Source organism: Trinickia sp. LjRoot230 (assembly GCF_964253315.1).
In the GTDB taxonomy this organism is placed as follows: domain Bacteria; phylum Pseudomonadota; class Gammaproteobacteria; order Burkholderiales; family Burkholderiaceae; genus Trinickia.
The window spans coordinates 781,254-800,821 of the sequence record NZ_CAXUQX020000002.1 but is presented as its reverse complement, the minus strand read 5'-3'; the positions used below and the strand labels follow the sequence as shown (position 1 = coordinate 800,821).

The following is a 19,568-nucleotide window of genomic DNA, read 5'->3' as shown; positions in this document are numbered from 1 at the left end:
GATTGATATTCGAGTGAACGGCGGTGCGAGACCGCCGAAAACAATCGTCGCTCAGGAAATGCCCGGAAATTGCGCGCGACGCCAGAATGGGCCGTAATGAACGCTTATGCGCTTATTCGAGGCCGCCCTGGCACAGGTATTTGATCGACAGGTAATCGTCGAGGCCATATTTCGAACCTTCACGGCCATAGCCCGATTCCTTCACGCCGCCGAACGGCGCGGCCTCGCTCGCAAGCGCACCTTCGTTGATGCCGACGATGCCCGCTTCCAGCTGGCGGGAGACACGATCGATGCGGCGCAAGTCCTGGCTATAGAAGTACGATGCGAGGCCGAACAACGTGTCGTTGGCGGCGCGGATGGCTTCGGCTTCGTCATCGAAACGAAACAGCGGCACAACGGGGCCAAACGTTTCATCGCAGCATAGTTGCATGCCGGCCTTTGCGTCCGCCAAGACGGTTGGCGCATAGTAATTCGGCCCGAGCTCCGTCAAACGCTTGCCACCCGTCAGCACGCGCGCGCCGTGGCTGATGGCGTCGTCGACGTGACGCGCGATCTTGTCGATCGCGCGCGCATTGATCATCGGGCCAATCTGAGCAGCGGGATCGGTTGCAGGCGCAACTTTTAACGCGGCAACACGTGTTGTCAACAGATCGGCAAAACGCTCGTACACGCCAGATTGCACATATACGCGGTTCGGGCTCACGCAGGTTTGCCCGCCGTTGCGAAATTTCGCGGCGAGCAGGCCTGTCACGGCCGCGTCGAGATCGGCGTCATCGAACACGATGAAGGGTGCGTTGCCGCCCAATTCGAGCGACAGCTTCTTCAACGTGCCCGCCGATTCTCGGGCCAGATACTTGCCGACCAACGTCGACCCGGTGAATGTGATCTTGCGCACGCGGCTGTCAGCGAGCCAGTCGGCAACGGCGGGTGCAGCGTTCTCGCGCGATGCCGAAAGCAGATTCAGCACACCGGGCGGCACGCCGGCCTCATGTGCGAGCATGACGAGCGCGAGCGCGGTAAGCGGCGTGTCTTCGGCGGGCTTGCCAACCACCGTGCAGCCCGCCGCCAGTGCGGGCGCAATCTTGCGTGCGATCATCGCAAGCGGAAAATTCCAGGGCGTGATCGCGGCGACCACACCGATCGGCTCCTTGATCGCGCTCATGCGCTTGCCGCGCTGCTGCTGCGGGATGATGTCACCGTAGATGCGCGTCGCTTCATCCGCGAACCATGCGACGTACGACGCGCCGTACATCACCTCGCCGCGTCCTTCTGCAAACGGCTTGCCCTGTTCGAGCGAGATCAGGCGTCCAAGCGCGTCGGCGTTCTCGACCATCAGCGCATGCCAGCGAGTCAGCACGGCCGCGCGCTCTTTCGGCAATGTGTCGCGCCACGCCGGGAATGCACGGGCGGCGGCGTCGGTGGCTGCGCGTGCATCGGCGGCATCGCTGTCTGCGACTCGCGTGATGACTTCGGCCGTCGCTGGATTCGTGACGTCGAAGCGCTTGCCCGCGGCCGCGGCGACCCATCGGCCGTCGATGAAGTTGTCACTGCGGATCAAATCGCTCAGTTCGTATCGCTTCGTCATGACAACGCTCCTGTGATATCCATTAACCCAGCCGGTGCGCGATTGCCGCCCCGACTGCTGCTGTAGTCGCATTGCCGCCCAGGTCGCCCGTATGCGGACCCTCCTTGAGTACGGCTTCGATGGCAGCGAGCATCGCGTCGTGCGCTTCGTGTTCTTTGCCCTGACTTGTGCCGAGAAAATCGAGCATCATCGCTGCCGACCAGATCATCGCAATCGGATTGGCGATGCCCTTGCCGGCGATGTCGGGTGCGGAGCCATGCACGGGTTCGAACAGCGACGGGAATGTACGGTCCGGGTTCAGGTTGCCCGACGGCGCGATGCCGATCGTTCCAGTGCAGGCAGGGCCAAGGTCGGAGAGGATATCGCCGAACAGGTTGGTGGCAACGACCACATCGAAGCGGTCGGGGTGCAGCACGAAGCGCGCGCAAAGAATGTCGATGTGCTGCTTGTCCCACGTCACATCCGGATAACGTGCGGCCATTTCTGCTGCGCGCGCGTCCCACCACGGCATGCTGATTGCAATGCCGTTGCTCTTGGTCGCGACGGTGATCTTCTTCTGCCGGCGCTGCGCGAGATCGAACGCGAATTTGAGCACGCGCTCGGAACCATGACGCGTGAAGATCGACTGCTGCATCACGCATTCGCGTTCGGTGCCTTCGAACATTATTCCGCCCACTGACGAATATTCGCCTTCGGTGTTCTCGCGCACGATCATGAAGTCGATATCACCCGCCTTGCGGCCTGCGAGCGGCGAGGGCACGCCGTCGAACAGACGCGCGGGACGCAGGTTGATGTACTGGTCGAACTCGCGGCGGAATTTGAGCAGCGAACCCCATAGCGAAATGTGATCGGGCACGGTATCGGGCCAGCCGACTGCGCCGAACAAGATCGCGTCGACGTCGCCGAGTTGCGCCTTCCAGTCGTCGGGCATCATCTGACCGTGCCGCGCGTAGTAATCGCAGCTTGCCCACTCGATATGCTGATAGTCGAAACCAATGCCATAGCGCTTGCTGACCGCATCGAGCACGCGCACCGCTTCGGGCATGACCTCTTTGCCGATGCCGTCGCCGGGAATCACTGCGATGCGATAGTTGCGGGTCATGGGTGTCTCCTGGTCCGAAAGGTTCGGGAATGAATGAGTTTGCGTAACGGCAAGGCTGTCACGCAGTTGCTGTGCGTTTGAATTCGACCGAACCCTTAAGTGCTGCGCGGACGTCGGCTTGAGCGAGCACGTCATCAAGCGTTTTTTCCAGACGTTCGAACAACAGATCGAATTCGCTTTCCGTATAGCACAGCGCCGGGGCGAAGCCGAGAATGTTGTCGCCGAACGCGCGAAAAACAAGACCGTTGTCGTAGGCTGCAGTCGCGATCCGATCGGGCAGTTGCAGCGATGCATCGAAGCCTTGCTTCGTTTCTTTGTCGGACACCAACTCCAGCGCACCGAGCAGACCGCGGTGCCGCGAATCGCCCACGAGCGGGTGCGCGAGGAGCGCATCGAGACCACGCGCGAAGCGCGGCGCACGAGCCATGCCGTTTGCAAGCAGCGCGCCTTCGCCATAGAGACGAAGCACTTCGAGACCAATCGCCGCGCTGACCGGATGGGCCGAGTACGTATGCCCGTGGCCGATCACTGCCGCCATGTCACCATCGGCGATACCCTGATAGAGGGCGTCCGACATCAGCACTGCGCCCATCGGCGCATAACCGGCGGTCAGGCCTTTTGCGATCGTCATCAGATCCGGCTCGACCCCTTCGGCTTCGCACGCGAAGAGCGGGCCGGTGCGGCCGAAGCCTGTGATGACTTCGTCGGCGACGAACAAGATGTCTAGCGCGCGGCACGCATCGCGCATCGCCTTCAGCCAGCCGAAAGGCGGCACGATCACGCCGCCCGAGCCCTGGATCGGCTCGCAGAAGAACGCGGCGACGTTCTCCGCGCCGAGTGCGGCGACCTTTTCCTGCAACGCGGCGACGGAGGCGGCGATCAGCGCGGCGTCGTCGGCAAAACCGCTGCGATACGCGTAGGGCGAGGGAATGTGATGCTGCGTCGGCAGCGGCAGGTCGAAGTTGCGATGAAACGCCGGCAACGCTGTGAGGCCTGCGCCGATCGACGAGGAGCCGTGATAGCCGCGCTGCAATGCGATGATGTGCTTCTTCGACGGCCGGCCCGTCGCGTTGTAGTAATGCGTGATGAAGCGCAGTGCGGAATCGACGGCGTCCGACCCGCCCAGCGTGAAGTACACGTGCTCCAGCGACGCGGGCGACAGTTCGACCAGTTTCGCGGCGAGCTCGATTGCGGGCTCCGAGCCGAAATGGAAGTAGGCGGTTGCGTAGGGCAGACGCTCCATCTGCTTCGTCGCGGCTTCGACGATGCTTTGATGACCGTAGCCGGTGTTGACGCACCAGAGGCCGGAGAAGGCATCGAGCAGTTCCTTGCCGTGGATGTCGCGCAGGAACACGCCCTGGGCCGAGTCAAGCACTGTGACGCCGCGCGCTTCATGCGCGCGATAGCTGACGACGGGGTGAATCAGATGCCTACGGTCGGCCTCGATGAGCGATGGAATAGACATATGCGGTTCTCTTCTCGGAATGGGCTTTGGACCATTCCCATACTACGAGAGAGACACTTTGGCCGACTCGCAAAATGCGCACCGGAAAAACGCAAGTGCGGTTTTTTGCGGGGTGCGCGCAGCATATTGTGCTTGCGCGGTGGATGAGCAGGCGCGATTGCACGCTGGTCCTAGTGTAGGCCACCGCACGTAGGGTGTAGGCAGCGGAGAGAACTTTATCAAGGCCACGCCAGATGACCTTTGCGCCCGGCTCGCCGTCGCCCTTTCAGCCGAGGAATCTACCGATCTGCGCGATGAGCCGCACGACTTCGTTCATGTTCGGCGTGGTCGTTGGTATCTTCTTTTTGCTAACAGATGAGCGCCACGAATTTCATCCGAACCGAAGAAGAGGGCCAGCGCACGCTCAATCCGATCAACCGCGGCCAATTGCGGGGTTTCGACTTCGCGGCCGCTCCTGAGCACATGGAAATAGATCTCGATTTCCGATCTCGTCCGATTCAATTGATCAGATCGACAGCGTGCTCTGATGCCCCGACGGCACGATTGCTCCGCCATTCGATCGACTTGACCCCAGCGAGTGCTCCAACTTCACGAGCAATCACGGAGTGAATTTTGAGCTTGCCCTGTCGGCCGTCCGCGATCTAGACCTCGCGCGCCCACAATTGCTGGCACACCGTACAGATCTTCTGACTCTCACTGGCGCCGGTCACGAAGGTGATAATGTCTTCCCAAATGACGTCCGTATTGCACAAAAAAAGTAGGTGTGCACGAGTCTAGCCCAGCTCACAAGTCATTGGATGTAAGCGGCTTGCCGGCGCGCGCAGCGCGGACAACGGAATGCGTATAACGCTAAGGGGAAAACCACGTCGAGACGGCGAAAAGCCCTCTGGTATAGCGTTGCCTACCGATTACCCCGTGATTTCGTTTGAGTAAAAACTGCTTACGGTCGACGCTATCTCAAAAAGAGAAATGTTTTCTCCGGCACAAATGCCCGGCTTATTCATAGTGAATTTTGAGATAGTCTGAAAATTAGCGCGTCGTTGTAATTGCGCCATTTTTTAATTTATGATGCCGCTCTTTTAATTCGCCGATGCGATTGAAAAAGGGGTAATCGATATGGGTAGGCTCGCTGATACGCTCGCAATCGCTGCGGGCATCGAGCAGGTAAACACAGCGCTGATACTGGAGTCTCCTTTGGGAGCGCGGGTGCGCTTGCCGCGGCGAGTTGTCGGCGGGTCTCGTATAGATCCCACATGATTCACTACGTTATCGTCGAGCCCCTCAATGGCAAGCTTGAGCTTTCCAATGTGCCGCCAGTCTATGAGGTCGGTGAGCTCGTTCCCGAAGCGCGGCCCGAATTGGCAGGGGCGGCGCCGGTGCTCTATTGCGCCGAACATCCCGGCGAGCAATTGCCGGCCCTACGCGAGCGCGCCAAGCAAGACCGAATGTCCGGCGCCCCGCCTGTTCTATGCGCGATCCTCGAATGCGACAAAGCCAGCCATCGGCTGCAGCGGCATCTTGCTGAGCGCTTGGTATTGCCGAAGCCAACGGAAGGGACTGCAATCTTCCGCTTCTACGACCCACGCGTGTTTGCGCATCTGCAATGGATACTCAAACCCGAACAACTGGGTGCGCTGATGGGGCCTGTTGCTCGGTGGACTTATCTCGACCGGGACGCGGGATGGGTGGCCATGCAAGGCGCCCAAAGCCCGAACGACGCGTTTTTACCCACGAACAAACAGTACAAGCAACTCACCCGCATTGAGGTCATCGAGCGCTCGCTCGATACGCTGCGCGGTAACGGAATCGCAATCACGGCTGACATGCCGTCGCTGCTCGACGCCCAGTTGATGAAGGGCGAGACCTATGGCCTTTCAGGCTCGGATCTACTTGCTTTTGTGCTTCACGGCACCGTTGTCTCTCCCTATTTCGACCGGCACCCGCGCGTGCGGACCGTGTTGCAGGCGCCCGAGCACTCTTACGCCGAGACGGTCGCTCATTGGACCCAACGCGACTGGGATGCCATTGCGCGCGCGAGCATCCAATACCAATGATTTGAACGAGACAAGAATATGGCATACGACTTCGACTTCTCGACTATCAGGCAACTGACGATAGCGGCAATGCAGGCGTCCACGCGCGAGTCCGGCAGTTGCTCTATGTGCCAGAAAAAAGGGCTGCCGATTCTTCCTGTCCGGTACTCAGCCTTCGCTGATACGAAGGCGCACGGTTCGACCGGTGCGATGAGGCTGATGGGCAGTACGTTCGGCGAAGGCGTAACGAGTATTGCGCTCAAGAAGGCCAAGTACACGTTGCGTACGCTGCGCTACGGTTACGTGTATGTGTTCTACCCGAAGACCGGGCGATGGCAGGCCTATGCCGTGACCGCCGAGGGATACCTGTACGAGTTTCCGGTTGACCTGAACATTGACCGTGGCTTCGAGCGGCCGTTTAGTTGTCATCAGCCCGAACACGCGCAGTTGGCGCAGTGCATCACCATCGAGGATGCGCAAAGGGCAGGCGTGGTCTACTTGGCTTTCAGCGAGGAACGCTGGACCAAGCAGGTGCGCGACCGATACGCGACCAATTTCATGGGCTGTCGCGACAAGCGAATGCAAACATTCGACGCGGCCGGGTGGTTCAACGGCAGCACGCAGCAGCCCCACACGGAGACCGTGACACACGTCGCAGACCTGCTCAGCGAATACAAAGGCAGCCCGCCCGAGGCATTGTCAAGCGCTTGCTTCACATACCACCATCGCACCGGACAAGGGCCCGCGCTGAAGCAGGCGATGGATTCCATTACGCCCGACAAGGGGCTCATCTTCGCGCTGTGGGATCCGGTCGGCATCACGCAAGAGCTGAACTTCGAGCAGCGGCTCGCGTTCGGCGCCACGCTTGAACCGTACGAACACGGTATCTGGGCCACGAGCGCCATTGATGCGCTGCACGACGCGGTGATTGCGTCGGCGAAGGAGGATGTGGAAAGTGGCGTCCGGTTGATGCAGGCCAATACGTATCAGGGGCTGGCAGCCAGTGCGATATTCGATGGCGGCAAGCTGCTCGACAAGCAGCTCAATCGCATCGAGGCGATGAAGCAAGCGGACCTCGTCAGCGCGGGCCCCGAAGCGTGGAAGCCGTACACGATGCATTATCGGCAGCAGGCCATCGTCGACTTCAAAGAGCGCATGGCCGAGGCGCTCAAGCACGAGCAGGCGAGCACACTTGTACCGTTATCGCAGGACCATCAAGCCTGGTTGACGAGTCCCGCGTTGCTGAATGTCTTTCAATTCGATTACGAACAAGGCAACTGTCGCAGCGGCGTCAACTACACGAACACGTTCATCGGGTGCATCGAAGGCGCGGCGGACCGCAAGGAAACGGTCGATGTGCTCGTCAAATGGGCGAATGGCGATGTGACGGATACGCGCAACCCGCTGCTGCGCGCGCTCGTGCTGAACCATCCCGTTCTGGCCGAGAAGGTCAAGCAAGCGTCGAGCTATCCGTACATCGAACTTCGAGAGTTTATCGCCAAGCTCATTGAGTCCTACAGCCAGATCGAGGAAGTTGCGAAACAGGCGGACCCTCGCCTCCCAGGCGCCCTCGCCGGCTCGGTCGCTCGTCTTCTGCAACAGGCGGGCGGCCCGATTGTCGAAGCGGTGAGCGCCGGCGTGGATACAACGGTCGCCAAAATAATCTACGCGGCGATGTGCATGCGCACGAAAAAGCTGTTTGAGTTCAAAGCGCTATGGGGCTCACCCGATCAGTGGGTGAACTACATCGCGCGACAGATGCAAGAGATGATGCCGGGGCGGCAACAAATCGATGTGCGGGATTTGCAAACGAAGCTGCGCGAGAAGGCTGCGCCTGGTGACAAGGATTGGGAAGTGAAGGTCAAACAGTTCATACCCGTTCAAAGCGCTGAGCAGGAAGCCGCGAACCTGTCCAGCGTCAAGGGCACGCCTAGCGTGTCCAAGCAAATGGCCGCATCGATGCTGACGCCGGATGTCGTTGAAAATATCTACCTGCCGAAGTTTCGGCTGATGGCCAGAGGTGAGCCGGCATTTGCGGGCATCGGGGCGATTTTTAACGCGATCAATCTGCGGTTGGCGCGGGAAGAGCTAAAGAAGTCAAACCGGTTTAACGCGACCGAGAATGCCATCAAGTTCGACAATGCGGTGGCTGGGCTTACCGCAAGCGTCGCGCAGTATGGCGGCTCTGCGCTTGAGCAGTTGGAGAAAGGAGGTGTCAAGCTGTCGGAACGACTAGCAGGGTTCGGGCGATTCCTGAGAGTTGCTGGAAAGTTCGGTGGAGCCGTGGTTGGGTTCGTATCAGCGGCTATCGATTTTTATCATGCGTACGATGAAGATGCGCACGGGAATACGATATTAACTGTGCTCTATGTTGCCTCGGGTGTGGCGGGCGTTGCTTTGATAATTTCTGCATTCCTCTCACCAATTCTCACGCTGCCACTGCTTTTACTTGCCGCCCTTATAGGTGTTTTGATGAATTATCTCAAGGGGCGCGAATTGCATGAATGGTTGGAACGGTCTTATTTCGGCATAAAGGTGAGTAGCGAAAGATTTGAACGCCTGGAAGAAGACCAGAAGGCATTCGCCGCAATTTTCTCTTGACTGGAGCCAGCATGGCTTTTGATGGACTGTCTTGGTACAAGCTCAATCGACCGGTGACGGATGTGGAGGCATCGGCACAACTGCATGTGGACAAGGCATACGCGGATGGAGCCAAGAGCGTGGGCACCGTATTCGCGGCGACTGATACTTGCCTTGAGGTATGCGACGGCCTCTATCGAGAAAAGGGTTGGGGGTTGCTAGCGTTTTCGACCGCTGGCCTCATGGCGCTTGGCGCGGCAGGTATGTGTTTATGGATGATGATATCCGTCCCACCAGCTGTGCAAGCGAAGCGGGAAGCCTGGATTCTTTATTGGGGACTAACACCTCTTGTTTTGATATTGATTGGTTTTTTTTCTATAACGGTGAGCGGACTTCTGGTCGATTTCTTCAACTACACCTGCAAGCCGATACGGTTCAATAGGGCTGATCGCACGATATACGCATTCCGCCACAATGGTCCGGGGGGCGTCCTCTCAGTTCCGTGGGACAGTGCCTTCTTGTATGTTGAGCGCAAACCCAAAGCCGGCCTCGGAGGAACTGCACCGCGTGTCGTCCGCTGCCTCGTACTGAACGACAAGGGCCTGGTTATAGACACATTCTCAATCGGAAAGTATGTAGACCTAGCTTTCGACGAGAACAGCCCCGCCGGACAGAAGGTGATGGAAGCGCTATATCAAGACTTCGAATACTATCGGCGGTTTATGGAAGAAGGCCCCTCGTCGGTGCCACCCGTAACAGAGTTTTTGAGCAGCGAAGTCTCCTTCCGCAATTCTCTAAAGTTGCAGTTCGACGGGGCGTCGGAGCTAATGAATTCGGGGAACCCAGTGATGGGGCTGCTGATGATCGTCGCCGCAATGCCCACGTTCATTCTGGCAGTCGCGTATCACCTCTCGCAGTTGACCTGTCGCGAACCCGTGTGGCCCGAAGCGGTCGAGCGCGCATGCACGACGGCAGCAACGCAAACGGAAGGAACTGCATCATGAATCGACGATTCATTCGCAAAGGAGACAAGACCAACCACAACGGGGTCGTGATTGACGGCATCGCGGGGACGTCGTTTCAAGGCCAACCTTTTGCTTATCTGGGAGGCTCCGTGCAGTGTCCCGCCTGTGGCACGAAGGGCGTCATCGTAAGCGATGGCTCGCCGCGCGCGATGACGGTGATGAGCAAGCAAGTTGCCCTGGAGAATGACCTCTGTCAATGCAAATGTGACCCGCTGCCGAAGCTGGTGGCGTCACAAGCGCTCGGCTCCATCAAAACTTAGGAGGCTCAGGCGACGAGCTGCATCGAAGGCGCGGCGGACCGCAAGGAAACGGTCGATGTGTTCGTCAAATGGGCGAAGGGCGATGTGACGGATACCCGTAATCCGCCGCTGCACGCGCTCGTGCTGAACCATCCCGTTCTGGCCGAGAAGGGCAAGGAAGCTCAAGCTATCCGTACATCGATCTTTGAGAGTTTATCCCCAAGCTCATTGAGTCCTACAGCCATATGGCCGCGATACTTGGTGCGGTGATTAACTATCTAGCACACCGCCTGATTAACGATGCCGAATTGCCGAACGGATGCATCGGTGGGAAGCGTACCGTTGCGTGCCATCTTCACGACCGCGCCGACGCGCGCAAGTCCGAGTGCTTCGAGCCATTCAGAGAGCTGGCATTCGCGCGGTATGTCGATACGGACGAACGCGCCGGCCTGCAGCGCGAGCCAGTAACTGATCAATGCCTTGGCACGGCAGGCATCTTCCGAATCCGGTGCGACGACCGGGCCGATCGAGAAACCGTGTCCAAAGCGTCGAATCAGCGAAAAGCCGATCATCTCTCCATCGCGAGCGAGTGCGATGCCTTCGGAGATGTCGAGCAGCATCGGCAGCAGCGCCTCGCGATCGAGGCCGCTCGCACGCGACGCCAGATCAATCAGGCTCGCTGTATCGTTCGAGCCGAGCGGGCGCAGGCGCTCGCCTGAGGGCAGAGAAACAACGGGCGGCTGGCACGCGATTCCCTGATGCTGATCGATCGTACCAATCGCGCCGAAGCCGAGCTTCTCATACAGCGGCCGCCCTTCCTGGGTAGCGTGAAGGATGATGGTCCGCTCGCCCAGTTCGTCCAACAAAAGCTCCATGAGCTTGCGGCCAATGCCGTAGCCTTGTCGATGCGCAGCCACGATGACCATGCCAAGCGAGGCGCGCTCAGGTCCATGCTTCCAGCACAGCCCTGTCCCGATCAGTGCCCCGTTCGGATCTTCGGCGACGAACCCCGTACCCGCCTGAGCGACAAACTGCCAATCCTCCAGGCGATGAGGCCATCTCAGCGCATTCGACAGTGCGCGCGCCGCAGCGGCGTCCGAAAGCGAAAAAGAGCGATAGATGATTTCGCGACTTGCGACCTGGGCTTCATTTCCGGCGGACATGCCGTTCTCCTTGGCTGGATGCCTACGCCGCAACTCTCGCATTGCGTGGCTGCGTTGTCCATAACGTTGGCCGAGCCAACAGCAATTCAACGCAAACTGCGATGTCGAAGCGAATAAAACGCGCTGTGTCTGCTAAATCGGCCCTTCACTCAACGAGTTGTGCCGGTCGGTCGGCGGTACGATTTCAGCTAACTCAAAGCGGAAGTTCAACATCGGTCGCATGCGTCAAAAGGAGAGGAAATGAACAGCTTCGATCCCGGCAAGGTTGCCGTGCGTTCCGGGCATTTCATCGGCGGCAAATACGTCGACAATGGTGCGCAGAAGCTGGAAGTGGTTCGTCCCTCCGATGGCGTTGCGTATGCGTGTGTTCCGGTCGCCGATGCTGAAATGACGGATCAAATCGTCGAAGAAACATGGGCCGCGTGGCGTTCGAGTGGCTGGGGGCAAATTGCCCCGCGCGAACGCGCGAGGGTGCTGCGCCGTTTCGCTGACCTTGTCGCAGCCGATGTCGAGACGCTCGCTCCGCTCGAGGCGCTCGGGTCCACCCGCCCGATCGCCGAGGCGGCAGCTTGGGATATTCCCTTTACCGCGGAGGGAATCCGCTTTTACGCGGAGTTTGCCGACAAGATCGGCGGCGACGTTGCCGCGACCGATCACGACCACCTTGGCATGACGATTGCGGAACCCTACGGCGTGATCGGGGCGATTGCACCGTGGAATTTTCCGCTCGTGATGGCGTCATGGAAGCTTGCCCCCGCACTGGCGGCGGGTAATGCGGTCGTGTTGAAGCCGTCTGAGATGACGCCGTTTTCAGTGCTGCGCCTCGCAGAGCTGGCCGTCGAAGCGGGCGTGCCGCCCGGCGTCTTCAATGTGATCCAGGGCGACGGTCACACGACAGGCGATGCGCTCGTGCGTCATCCGCGTATCGCAAAGGTGACCTTCACCGGCTCCACGCGCACGGGGGCCGCGATCATGGCAGCGTGTGCTCAGTCCGGCACCAAGCCGGTCACGTTGGAGTTGGGCGGCAAGAGTCCGCAGATCGTCTTTGCGGATGCGCCGCGGCTCGACGATGTCGCCCGCCGCATCGCTGCGGCAGTCGCCGGCAATGCCGGGCAAGTCTGCGTCGCCGGGTCCCGTCTTCTGGTCGAGCGGTCGATTGCACTGGACCTCGCTAACCGGATCGAGCGAGTCTTCGCGGAACGCAAGGCGGGCGCAACATGGTGGAGTGACTCGACGCTGTCCCCCATCATCTCTAATGCGCAGGCCGCACGTATCGAAACGATTGTGCAGCGCACGGTGGCCGGCGGCGCAACGTTGCGCTGCGGCGGGCATCGTGTGGACGGGAAAGCGGGTGGAGCATTCTATTCGCCCACCCTTCTTTGCGATGTCGATGAGCACTCGGACGCTGTCCGCCAGGAGGTCTTTGGCCCGGTGCTGACGTTGCAGGCATTCGATACGGAAGCCGAGGCACTGGCGTTAGCGCAGCATCCTGACTATGGCCTGGCTGCGGGCGTGCATACCGCCGATCTGGGCCGCGCATTGCGCTTCGTACGCGGCATCGAAGCAGGCACGGTTTGGGTGAATCGCTACGGAAGAACGAGCGATTTCATGATTCCCACAGGTGGATACAAGCGCTCCGGCATCGGCAAAGATCTCGGACGGCAGGCCTATGAGGCGAACCTGCGCTTCAAAAGCGTCTTGATCGACATACGCTCTTGAACGGTTGCCGCGAACGCTGACATCAGCAAAAACGCAATGCGATGGGCGCGGCAGACTGTGCTGTTTGAACCTTTTATTAAAGCGTTGAACCGATGTTTTTTCCGCGATAACCAACGACATCTTCTTTTTTGCGATGCTTAAATTCTGTTCAACAAAGCACTGATTGTTTTCGCCACTGAACGCAGCGCGGGTTCATAACACGATAGGACTGACACCATGATTGATTTCGAACCAAAGTACATTACGTTCGACTGCTACGGCACGCTGACGAAATTCCGGATGGGCGAGATGGCCCGCGAGATCTATGGGAACCGCCTTCGTGGCGATGAACTGGAGCGATTCGTCACATTCTTCTCCGGCTATCGGCGCGACGAGGTGCTCGGCGCATGGAAACCGTATCGCGACGTGGTCGTCAATGCCGTGCGCCGCACGTGCAAGCGGATGAACGTTGAATTCAACGAAACTGAAGCGGAACAGTTTTACCTCGCCGTGCCGACGTGGGGCCCGCACCCCGACGTGCCAGAGGGCCTGTCGCGGCTGGCGAAAAAGTACAAGCTCGTGATTCTGTCGAATGCATCGGACGATCAGATTCAAAGCAATGTGGATAAGCTGGGTGCGCCGTTTCATCGCGTGTTCACCGCGCAGCAGGCTCAGTCGTACAAGCCGCGCATGCAGGGCTTCGAATACATGTTCGATCAACTTGGCTGCAATCCCGAGGACGTATTGCACGTGTCGTCGAGCCCTCGGTATGACTTGATGACGGCACATGACCTGGGCATCAAGCACAAGGCGTTCGTCAAACGCGGCCATGAGCCCGAGGCGCCGTACTACGAGTACTATGCAGTCGACACCATCGTCGATCTCGCAATACAACTCGGTTTGTGATCCGCTGCCGCCGCTCATGCAAGGACACGCGATGAAACTCGACTCCTACTGGCTCGATACAGCGCCGGCCGGGCTCCCGGTTTGCGAGGGCCCGGTCGACGGGAATGTCGACGTCGCGGTGATCGGCGGTGGTTTCACCGGGTTGTCCGCTGCGCTTGCACTGGGCCGGCGCGGCGCGTCGGTTGCCGTGCTCGATGCGGGCCGCATCGGCGCAGGCGCATCGGGACGCAATGGCGGCCAATGCAACACGGGTGTCGCGCACGACTATGCGGCGCTTCGTGAGCAACTGGGCGCCGAGCGCGCGCAAGGCTGCTATCGCGCGTATGCCGAGGCGGTGGCTACGGTCGAGCGATTGATTCGCGACGAGCGGATCGATTGCGACTATCTCGCGTCAGGCAAGCTGAAGCTCGCTGCGAAGCCGCATCATCTGGCTCATCTCGAACACACGGCCGAACTGATCCGCCGCGAAGTGGATCCCGACGTCGAGATCATTTCGCGCGAGCGCATTCGCAGCGAAGTCGAATCGGACGCTTTCTTCGGTGGGCTTTTGCAAAAGCGCGGCGGGCAGATGCATATGGGCAAGTTCGCGGTCGGGCTGGCGAATGCGGCGGCGCGCAACGGCGCGCGGCTCTTCGAGCACGCGGCCGTCACGTCGATTACGAAGGACCGCGGCGCCTATCAGATCGAGTCGGCACGCGGCACGCTGCGCGCGCCACAGGTTTTGATTGCGACAGGCCCATCGCGGCATGGACCGTTTGGCTGGTACCGGCGGCGTATGGCGCCGATCGGTTCGTTCATTATCGTGACCGAGCCGTTGCCTGCGGAGCACCTCGCCAGCCTGTTGCCAAACCGCCGCTCGTACACGACGAGCCGGCTCATGCATAACTACTTTCGCGCCACGACCGATTCGCGCATCGTCTTTGGCGGCCGCGCGCGCTTTACGGCGTCGGAGCAACCCTCTGACGAAAGAAGCGGCCGCATTCTGCAGGCGAATCTCGTGCAGTTGTTTCCGAGCCTTTCGAACGCACGCATTGACTATTGCTGGGGCGGTCTCGTCGATATCACGGCTGATCGGCTGCCGCGCGCCGGCCAACACGACGGTCTCTATTTTTCGATGGGCTACAGCGGACACGGCACGCAGATGTCCACGCACATGGGCCAGGTGATGGCGGATGTAATCGCCGGAAACGCGCAAGCGAACCCGTGGCGTGACTTCGACTGGCCCGCGATTCCGGGGCATACGGGCAAGCCGTGGTTCTTGCCGCTTGTCGGCGCGTATTTTCGGATTAAAGACGTCTTCTATTGAAGAACACTTTCCGGCGTGCCATTCCTATAAGGAGGCGTTTTTCGGATGAAAGCAAACGCGCAACGACTCATTGCCGCTCGCTTCGGTTTCGCCTTGGTCACGCTGTTACTGGTGTCGGCCATCGTATTCGCGATCACGGGACTCTTGCCCGGCGACGCGGCGCAGCAGGCGCTCGGCCAGGCGGCCACACCGGAACAGGTGGCCGCCTTGCGTCACCAGTTCGGCCTCGATCAGCCCGCGTTGCAGCGCTACGTCGAGTGGCTTTTGCACATCGTTAGCGGCAGCTTCGGCACGTCGCTGTCGAACAACATGCCGGTGCGCGAGTTGATTGCGACGCGCCTGCCGAATACGCTGATGCTTGCAGGGTTGACGGCCGCGGTATCGGTGCCCGTCGCGCTGGCGATCGGCATTCTGTCGGCGATGTATCGCGGCTCGCTGCTCGACCGCGTACTGAACGTGCTGACTTTATCGACTGTCGCGGTGCCCGAGTTTCTGATTGCGACGATCGCCGTGCTGATCTTCGCGGTAAAGCTGCGTTGGCTTCCCGCGCTGTCATATCTGTCGGAGGTCACATCGTTCAGTGCGCTGGCACGTATCTATGCGATGCCGGTGATGACGCTGTGCTGCGTGATCGTCGCGCAGATGGCGCGCATGACGCGCGCCGCTGTGCTCGATCAGCTGAACGCGTCGTATGTCGAGATGGCCTTACTCAAGGGTGCATCGCCGATGCGCATTGTGTTGCGCCATGTACTGCCCAACACGATCGGGCCGATCGCCAATGCGGTTGCGCTCAGTCTGTCGTACTTGTTCGGTGGGGTCGTGATCGTCGAATCGATCTTCAACTATCCGGGGCTTGCGAGCCTGATGGTCGATGCCGTGACGAACCGGGACATGCCGCTCGTGCAAGGCTGCGTGATGGTGTTTTGTGCTGCGTATCTGGGGCTGGTGCTGATCGCCGACCTATGTCAGATCCTCTCCAATCCGAGGCTGCGTCAACGATGAATCGACCCGACACATCCCATGCGAGCACCGTTTTGTACACGGTAGCCGATGACAAAGCGCGGCCCTGCGCCGATGGGTTCAAAGACGCGCCCACCACAGTGTCCGACGGCAAACGCGGCCCGCTGCGCCGTTTTGCGAGCCGCCTTTCGGTGCTGGGTCTGATCGGCCTCGTCATCGTATTGTTCTGGCTCTGCGTCGCGTTTATCGGGCCGCTGGTAGCGCCTTACAAGGGCGGCGCGGTGACGTCGACGGAGGTATTCGCGTCGTATAGCGCGGCGCATCTGCTCGGCACCGACTATCTGGGCCGCGACTTGTTGAGCCGCGTGCTGTATGGCACGCAATACACAGTCGGGCTCGCGCTTGCGTCGACGATACTCGCCAGTTGCATCGGCACGTTTTTCGGGCTGATTGCGGCCGTGTCCGGGCGTTGGGTCGACGAAATCATGAGCCGGTTGTTCGACGCATTGATCTCGATTCCGAGCAAGATTCTTGCGCTCGTTGTGATCGCCGCATTCGGCTCGTCGGTGCCGATGCTGATCATGGTCGCCGCGCTCGCCTACATTCCCGGCGCGTTTCGCATCTCGCGCTCGCTTGCGGTCAACCTGATGACGCTCGAATATGTGCAGGTGGCCAAGGCGCGTGGTGAAGGTCTTTTGTACATCGCGCGCGTCGAGGTGCTTCCCAACATGATTCACCCGATGCTTGCGGACTTCGGACTGCGCTTCGTGTTCATCGTGCTGCTGCTCAGCGGCCTGAGCTTTCTCGGTCTCGGTGTGCAGCCACCGAATGCTGATTGGGGCTCGCTCGTGCGCGAGAACATCGGCGGGTTGGCAGAAGGCTCGCCTGCCGTACTGATGCCCGCTATCGCCATTGCAACGCTGACTGTCGGCGTGAATCTGCTGATCGACAGCCTGCGTCGACATGGCGAGCGCGGACACGGAGGCAAAAAATGAACATGATCGAAGTCAAAGGCCTGCGCGTGGTTGCGGGCACGGCACCCGACGCGATCGTCGAGATCGTCAAAGGCGTTGATTTCACCGTGAAGCAGGGCGAGGTGCTCGCGCTGATCGGTGAATCGGGCTCGGGTAAAACGACCATTGCGCTGTCGTTGCTCGGGCATGCACGTGGCGGCTGCTCAATCGCAGGCGGCTCGGTGAAGGTCGGCGGCGTTGAAGTGCTGTCGCTCGATGCTGCGGGGCGCCGTCGATTGCGCGCGCGCACGGTCGCTTACGTTGCGCAGAGCGCGTCGGCGGGTTTCAATCCGGCCCGCACGATCATGGACCAGGTGACAGAGCCCGCGCTGTTGCACAAGCTGATGGCGCCCACCGCCGCGCGTGCGAAAGCCGTCGAATTATTCCGCGCGCTCGCGCTGCCCGCGCCGGAGACTATCGGGGCACGTTATCCGCACCAGGTGTCGGGCGGCCAATTGCAGCGGTTGATGGCCGCGATGGCGCTGATCACTGATCCCGCGGTCGTCGTGTTCGATGAACCGACGACCGCGCTCGACGTCACCACGCAGATCGAAGTGCTTGCCGCGTTCAAGAAAGTCATCCGCGAACTGGGCACCACCGCTGTCTATGTGTCGCACGATCTGGCTGTCGTCGCGCAGATGGCGGACCGCATCGTTGTGCTGAACGGCGGCACGGTGCGAGAGAATGGGGCGACGGTGCAAGTGCTCGATGCGCCGGCAGACGACTACACGCGGCAACTGCTCGCGGCGGCGCGCCGTGCGGAGCCGCAGCTCGCGATTCCGGCTGTGGATGCGGCGGCGCCGTTGCTCGAAGTCCGAAATCTGAACGCCGGGTATGGACGTATCGACGCGCGAGGTGTGCCCGCTGTCTGCGTGCTCGACGACGTCAGCTTGAAGATCATGCGCGGCCGCTCGCTCGGCGTGATCGGCGAATCGGGTTCTGGCAAGACGACGCTTGCGCGCGTGGTGGCGGGGCTCGTCGACCGCGCCCGAGGCGAGGTACTGCTCGACGGCAAGCCGTTGCCGGCGAAGCTGTCCCAACGCACGCTCGATCAATACCGGCGTGTGCAGATCGTGTTCCAGAATGCGGACACGGCGCTGAACCCGAGCCGCACGGTCGCCGACATTCTGGCGCGGCCGATGAACTTCTATCACGGCCTGCGCGGGGCGGCGGCTCACCAGCGCATGCTCAAGCTGCTCGATCTGGTGAAGCTGCCGGCGTCGATTGCCAAGCGTCAGCCGGGTGGCCTGTCGGGAGGCCAGAAGCAGCGCGTGAACCTGGCACGCGCGCTTGCGGCCGACCCCGCACTGATTCTCTGCGACGAGGTGACCTCCGCATTGGACACCGTGGTTGGCGCGGCTATTCTCGATCTGCTGGTGGAACTGCGGCGCGAACTGGGCGTGTCATATATGTTTATCAGCCACGATATTTCGACAGTGCGCGCGATCTGCGACGACGTGATGGTGCTTTATGCCGGTCAGTGCGTCGAAGCCGGCCAGCGCGCGGTACTCGCCGCGCCGCCGCATCATCCGTACACGGGGCTGCTGGTCGATTCGGTGCCGGCACTACGTCCGGGCTGGCTCGACTCGCGGCGCGCGCTGACGGACGCCGCGTTGCCGCCGATGGGTGCCGCAAGCGATTCGGTTGATTTGTGCAGTTTCCGTGCGCGTTGTCCGGTGCGCATCGACGGCCAGTGCAACGTTACGCCGCCCGCTGCGAGGAAGCTGCCCTCCGGCGCGATCATCCTTTGCCACCGCTCCGCTGCGGAACTCGAGCTCGCGCAGCACTCCAATGCAGCGGAGCCCGCATAGGATCAGGGACGCGCGGCCACCTCGTCGAGGTGAACAAGCAAATCGGCCGGGTCCTCGTAGACGCGTAGAGCACCGGCTTTCTCCAGCTCGTCAGTGCCGTAGCCGCCCGAGAGCAATCCCACACCGAGCGCACGGCACCGACGCGACGCAAGCATGTCCCAGACGCTGTCGCCCACCACTACTGCATTTTCGATCGGCACGCCAAGGCGCGCGGCTGCCGCGAGAAACAAGTCGGGGTCGGGCTTCGCGTGCTTGACTTCGTCGCGTGTGACGACCACGCTCGCACTCGGGTCCACGCCGAGCGATTGAAGATTCAGCTTGGCGGTCTCCATTCTTCCGCTGGTGGCGATGGCCCACCGGATATTGGCGCGCGTCAATGCGTCGAGCAGCGCCACAGCGCCGGGCAGCGGCCGCACTTGACCGTGCAGGCGCTGGTAAGCGGCCGTGTGCGCTACACGTAGCCGCTCGACGCGGTCTTCGTTGAATTCGTCATGGGTCTCGCGCAGCAACTGATTCACGAAAAGCCCGCCGCTCATGCCGATTTTTCGGTGAATACGCCAGACAGATAAATCGATTCCCTCCGAATCGAGTGCCTCTTTCCATGCAAGCACGTGTTGATAGACGCTATCGACGAGCGTCCCGTCGAGGTCGAACAGAAAAGACGTTTCGATCCGCATGCAAG

15 protein-coding genes are annotated in these 19,568 nt (G+C 60.6%); 10 read left to right on the top strand and 5 right to left on the bottom strand.

Annotated features, from left to right (window positions below; all coding sequences use genetic code 11):
• Window positions 1–112 precede the first annotated feature (112 nt).
• The 3 genes from ACSQ20_RS22645 to ACSQ20_RS22635 are packed head-to-tail and all read right to left on the bottom strand — an operon-like array spanning window position 113 to window position 4,152.
• The gene (locus ACSQ20_RS22645; RefSeq protein WP_436024423.1) at window positions 113–1,585 is read right to left on the bottom strand and encodes an NAD-dependent succinate-semialdehyde dehydrogenase; all 1,473 of its coding nucleotides are present in this window, start codon (window positions 1,583–1,585) and stop codon (window positions 113–115) included.
• 22 nt (window positions 1,586–1,607) lie between these two features.
• A complete protein-coding gene (locus ACSQ20_RS22640; protein WP_436024421.1) occupies window positions 1,608–2,687 on the bottom strand; it encodes a tartrate dehydrogenase in 1,080 nt (359 codons plus the stop codon).
• Window positions 2,688–2,745: 58 nt separating this feature from the next.
• Window positions 2,746–4,152 carry an aspartate aminotransferase family protein gene (locus ACSQ20_RS22635; RefSeq protein WP_436024419.1) on the bottom strand — a complete coding sequence of 469 codons (1,407 nt, stop codon included), beginning with the start codon at window positions 4,150–4,152 and terminating at the stop codon, window positions 2,746–2,748.
• 1,253 nt (window positions 4,153–5,405) lie between these two features.
• Here ACSQ20_RS22635 and ACSQ20_RS22630 point away from each other — a divergent pair.
• Genes ACSQ20_RS22630 through ACSQ20_RS22615 form a run of 4 tightly spaced genes read left to right on the top strand, consistent with a single transcriptional unit; the run spans window position 5,406 to window position 10,050 of the window.
• Complete coding sequence (locus ACSQ20_RS22630) at window positions 5,406–6,206, top strand: DUF4123 domain-containing protein (protein ID WP_436024417.1); 801 nt, start codon at window positions 5,406–5,408, stop codon at window positions 6,204–6,206.
• An 18-nt stretch (window positions 6,207–6,224) separates the two neighbouring features.
• Window positions 6,225–8,786 (top strand): T6SS effector BTH_I2691 family protein, encoded by a 2,562-nt coding sequence (locus tag ACSQ20_RS22625; protein WP_436024415.1) that lies wholly within the window; start codon window positions 6,225–6,227, stop codon window positions 8,784–8,786.
• A gap of 11 nt (window positions 8,787–8,797) precedes the next feature.
• A complete protein-coding gene (locus ACSQ20_RS22620) occupies window positions 8,798–9,769 on the top strand; it encodes a DUF6708 domain-containing protein (protein WP_436024413.1) in 972 nt (323 codons plus the stop codon).
• Window positions 9,766–10,050 (top strand): PAAR domain-containing protein, encoded by a 285-nt coding sequence (locus tag ACSQ20_RS22615; protein WP_436024411.1) that lies wholly within the window; start codon window positions 9,766–9,768, stop codon window positions 10,048–10,050. Before ACSQ20_RS22620 ends, ACSQ20_RS22615 begins: the two co-directional genes overlap by 4 nt.
• A 257-nt stretch (window positions 10,051–10,307) precedes the next feature.
• Here the strand turns inward: ACSQ20_RS22615 and ACSQ20_RS22610 are convergent, their stop codons facing one another.
• Window positions 10,308–11,192 (bottom strand): GNAT family N-acetyltransferase, encoded by an 885-nt coding sequence (locus ACSQ20_RS22610; RefSeq protein ID WP_436024409.1) that lies wholly within the window; start codon window positions 11,190–11,192, stop codon window positions 10,308–10,310.
• A gap of 240 nt (window positions 11,193–11,432) precedes the next feature.
• On the opposite strand from ACSQ20_RS22610, the gene ACSQ20_RS22605 reads away from it, so the two are divergent.
• The 6 genes from ACSQ20_RS22605 to ACSQ20_RS22580 all read left to right on the top strand — a co-directional run bounded on the left by ACSQ20_RS22605 (window position 11,433) and on the right by ACSQ20_RS22580 (window position 18,886).
• On the top strand, window positions 11,433–12,911 hold the full coding sequence (locus tag ACSQ20_RS22605; RefSeq protein WP_436024407.1) for an aldehyde dehydrogenase family protein: 1,479 nt from the start codon (window positions 11,433–11,435) through the stop codon (window positions 12,909–12,911).
• A 216-nt stretch (window positions 12,912–13,127) separates the two neighbouring features.
• Window positions 13,128–13,796, top strand: a complete 669-nt coding sequence (locus ACSQ20_RS22600) for a haloacid dehalogenase type II (protein WP_436024405.1) — start codon at window positions 13,128–13,130, stop codon at window positions 13,794–13,796.
• Window positions 13,797–13,827: 31 nt separating this feature from the next.
• Entirely contained in the window at window positions 13,828–15,102 is a 1,275-nt protein-coding gene (locus ACSQ20_RS22595) for an NAD(P)/FAD-dependent oxidoreductase (RefSeq protein ID WP_436024403.1), read from the top strand.
• Window positions 15,103–15,147: 45 nt separating this feature from the next.
• Window positions 15,148–16,104, top strand: a complete 957-nt coding sequence (locus ACSQ20_RS22590; protein ID WP_436024401.1) for an ABC transporter permease — start codon at window positions 15,148–15,150, stop codon at window positions 16,102–16,104.
• Window positions 16,101–17,057 carry an ABC transporter permease gene (locus ACSQ20_RS22585; RefSeq protein WP_436024399.1) on the top strand — a complete coding sequence of 319 codons (957 nt, stop codon included), beginning with the start codon at window positions 16,101–16,103 and terminating at the stop codon, window positions 17,055–17,057. Before ACSQ20_RS22590 ends, ACSQ20_RS22585 begins: the two co-directional genes overlap by 4 nt.
• Window positions 17,054–18,886, top strand: coding sequence for an ABC transporter ATP-binding protein (locus ACSQ20_RS22580; RefSeq protein WP_436024397.1), 1,833 nt, complete (start codon window positions 17,054–17,056; stop codon window positions 18,884–18,886). Before ACSQ20_RS22585 ends, ACSQ20_RS22580 begins: the two co-directional genes overlap by 4 nt.
• A 2-nt stretch (window positions 18,887–18,888) precedes the next feature.
• Here the strand turns inward: ACSQ20_RS22580 and ACSQ20_RS22575 are convergent, their stop codons facing one another.
• Window positions 18,889–19,563, bottom strand: a complete 675-nt coding sequence (locus ACSQ20_RS22575; protein WP_436024395.1) for an HAD family hydrolase — start codon at window positions 19,561–19,563, stop codon at window positions 18,889–18,891.
• Window positions 19,564–19,568: the final 5 nt, after the last annotated feature.

Bases quoted from the DNA above. Each gene is read 5' to 3' on its own strand.
- ACSQ20_RS22575 (WP_436024395.1), bottom strand. From the start codon at position 19,563: ATGCGGATCGAAACGTCTTTTCTGTTCGACCTCGACGGGACGCTCGTC.
- ACSQ20_RS22615 (WP_436024411.1), top strand. From the start codon at position 9,766: ATGAATCGACGATTCATTCGCAAAGGAGACAAGACCAACCACAACGGG.
- ACSQ20_RS22645 (WP_436024423.1), bottom strand. From the start codon at position 1,585: ATGACGAAGCGATACGAACTGAGCGATTTGATCCGCAGTGACAACTTC.
- ACSQ20_RS22630 (WP_436024417.1), top strand. From the start codon at position 5,406: ATGATTCACTACGTTATCGTCGAGCCCCTCAATGGCAAGCTTGAGCTT.
- ACSQ20_RS22605 (WP_436024407.1), top strand. From the start codon at position 11,433: ATGAACAGCTTCGATCCCGGCAAGGTTGCCGTGCGTTCCGGGCATTTC.
- ACSQ20_RS22595 (WP_436024403.1), top strand. From the start codon at position 13,828: ATGAAACTCGACTCCTACTGGCTCGATACAGCGCCGGCCGGGCTCCCG.
- ACSQ20_RS22640 (WP_436024421.1), bottom strand. From the start codon at position 2,687: ATGACCCGCAACTATCGCATCGCAGTGATTCCCGGCGACGGCATCGGC.
- ACSQ20_RS22635 (WP_436024419.1), bottom strand. From the start codon at position 4,152: ATGTCTATTCCATCGCTCATCGAGGCCGACCGTAGGCATCTGATTCAC.
- ACSQ20_RS22590 (WP_436024401.1), top strand. From the start codon at position 15,148: ATGAAAGCAAACGCGCAACGACTCATTGCCGCTCGCTTCGGTTTCGCC.
- ACSQ20_RS22600 (WP_436024405.1), top strand. From the start codon at position 13,128: ATGATTGATTTCGAACCAAAGTACATTACGTTCGACTGCTACGGCACG.
- ACSQ20_RS22625 (WP_436024415.1), top strand. From the start codon at position 6,225: ATGGCATACGACTTCGACTTCTCGACTATCAGGCAACTGACGATAGCG.
- ACSQ20_RS22585 (WP_436024399.1), top strand. From the start codon at position 16,101: ATGAATCGACCCGACACATCCCATGCGAGCACCGTTTTGTACACGGTA.
- ACSQ20_RS22610 (WP_436024409.1), bottom strand. From the start codon at position 11,192: ATGTCCGCCGGAAATGAAGCCCAGGTCGCAAGTCGCGAAATCATCTAT.
- ACSQ20_RS22580 (WP_436024397.1), top strand. From the start codon at position 17,054: ATGAACATGATCGAAGTCAAAGGCCTGCGCGTGGTTGCGGGCACGGCA.
- ACSQ20_RS22620 (WP_436024413.1), top strand. From the start codon at position 8,798: ATGGCTTTTGATGGACTGTCTTGGTACAAGCTCAATCGACCGGTGACG.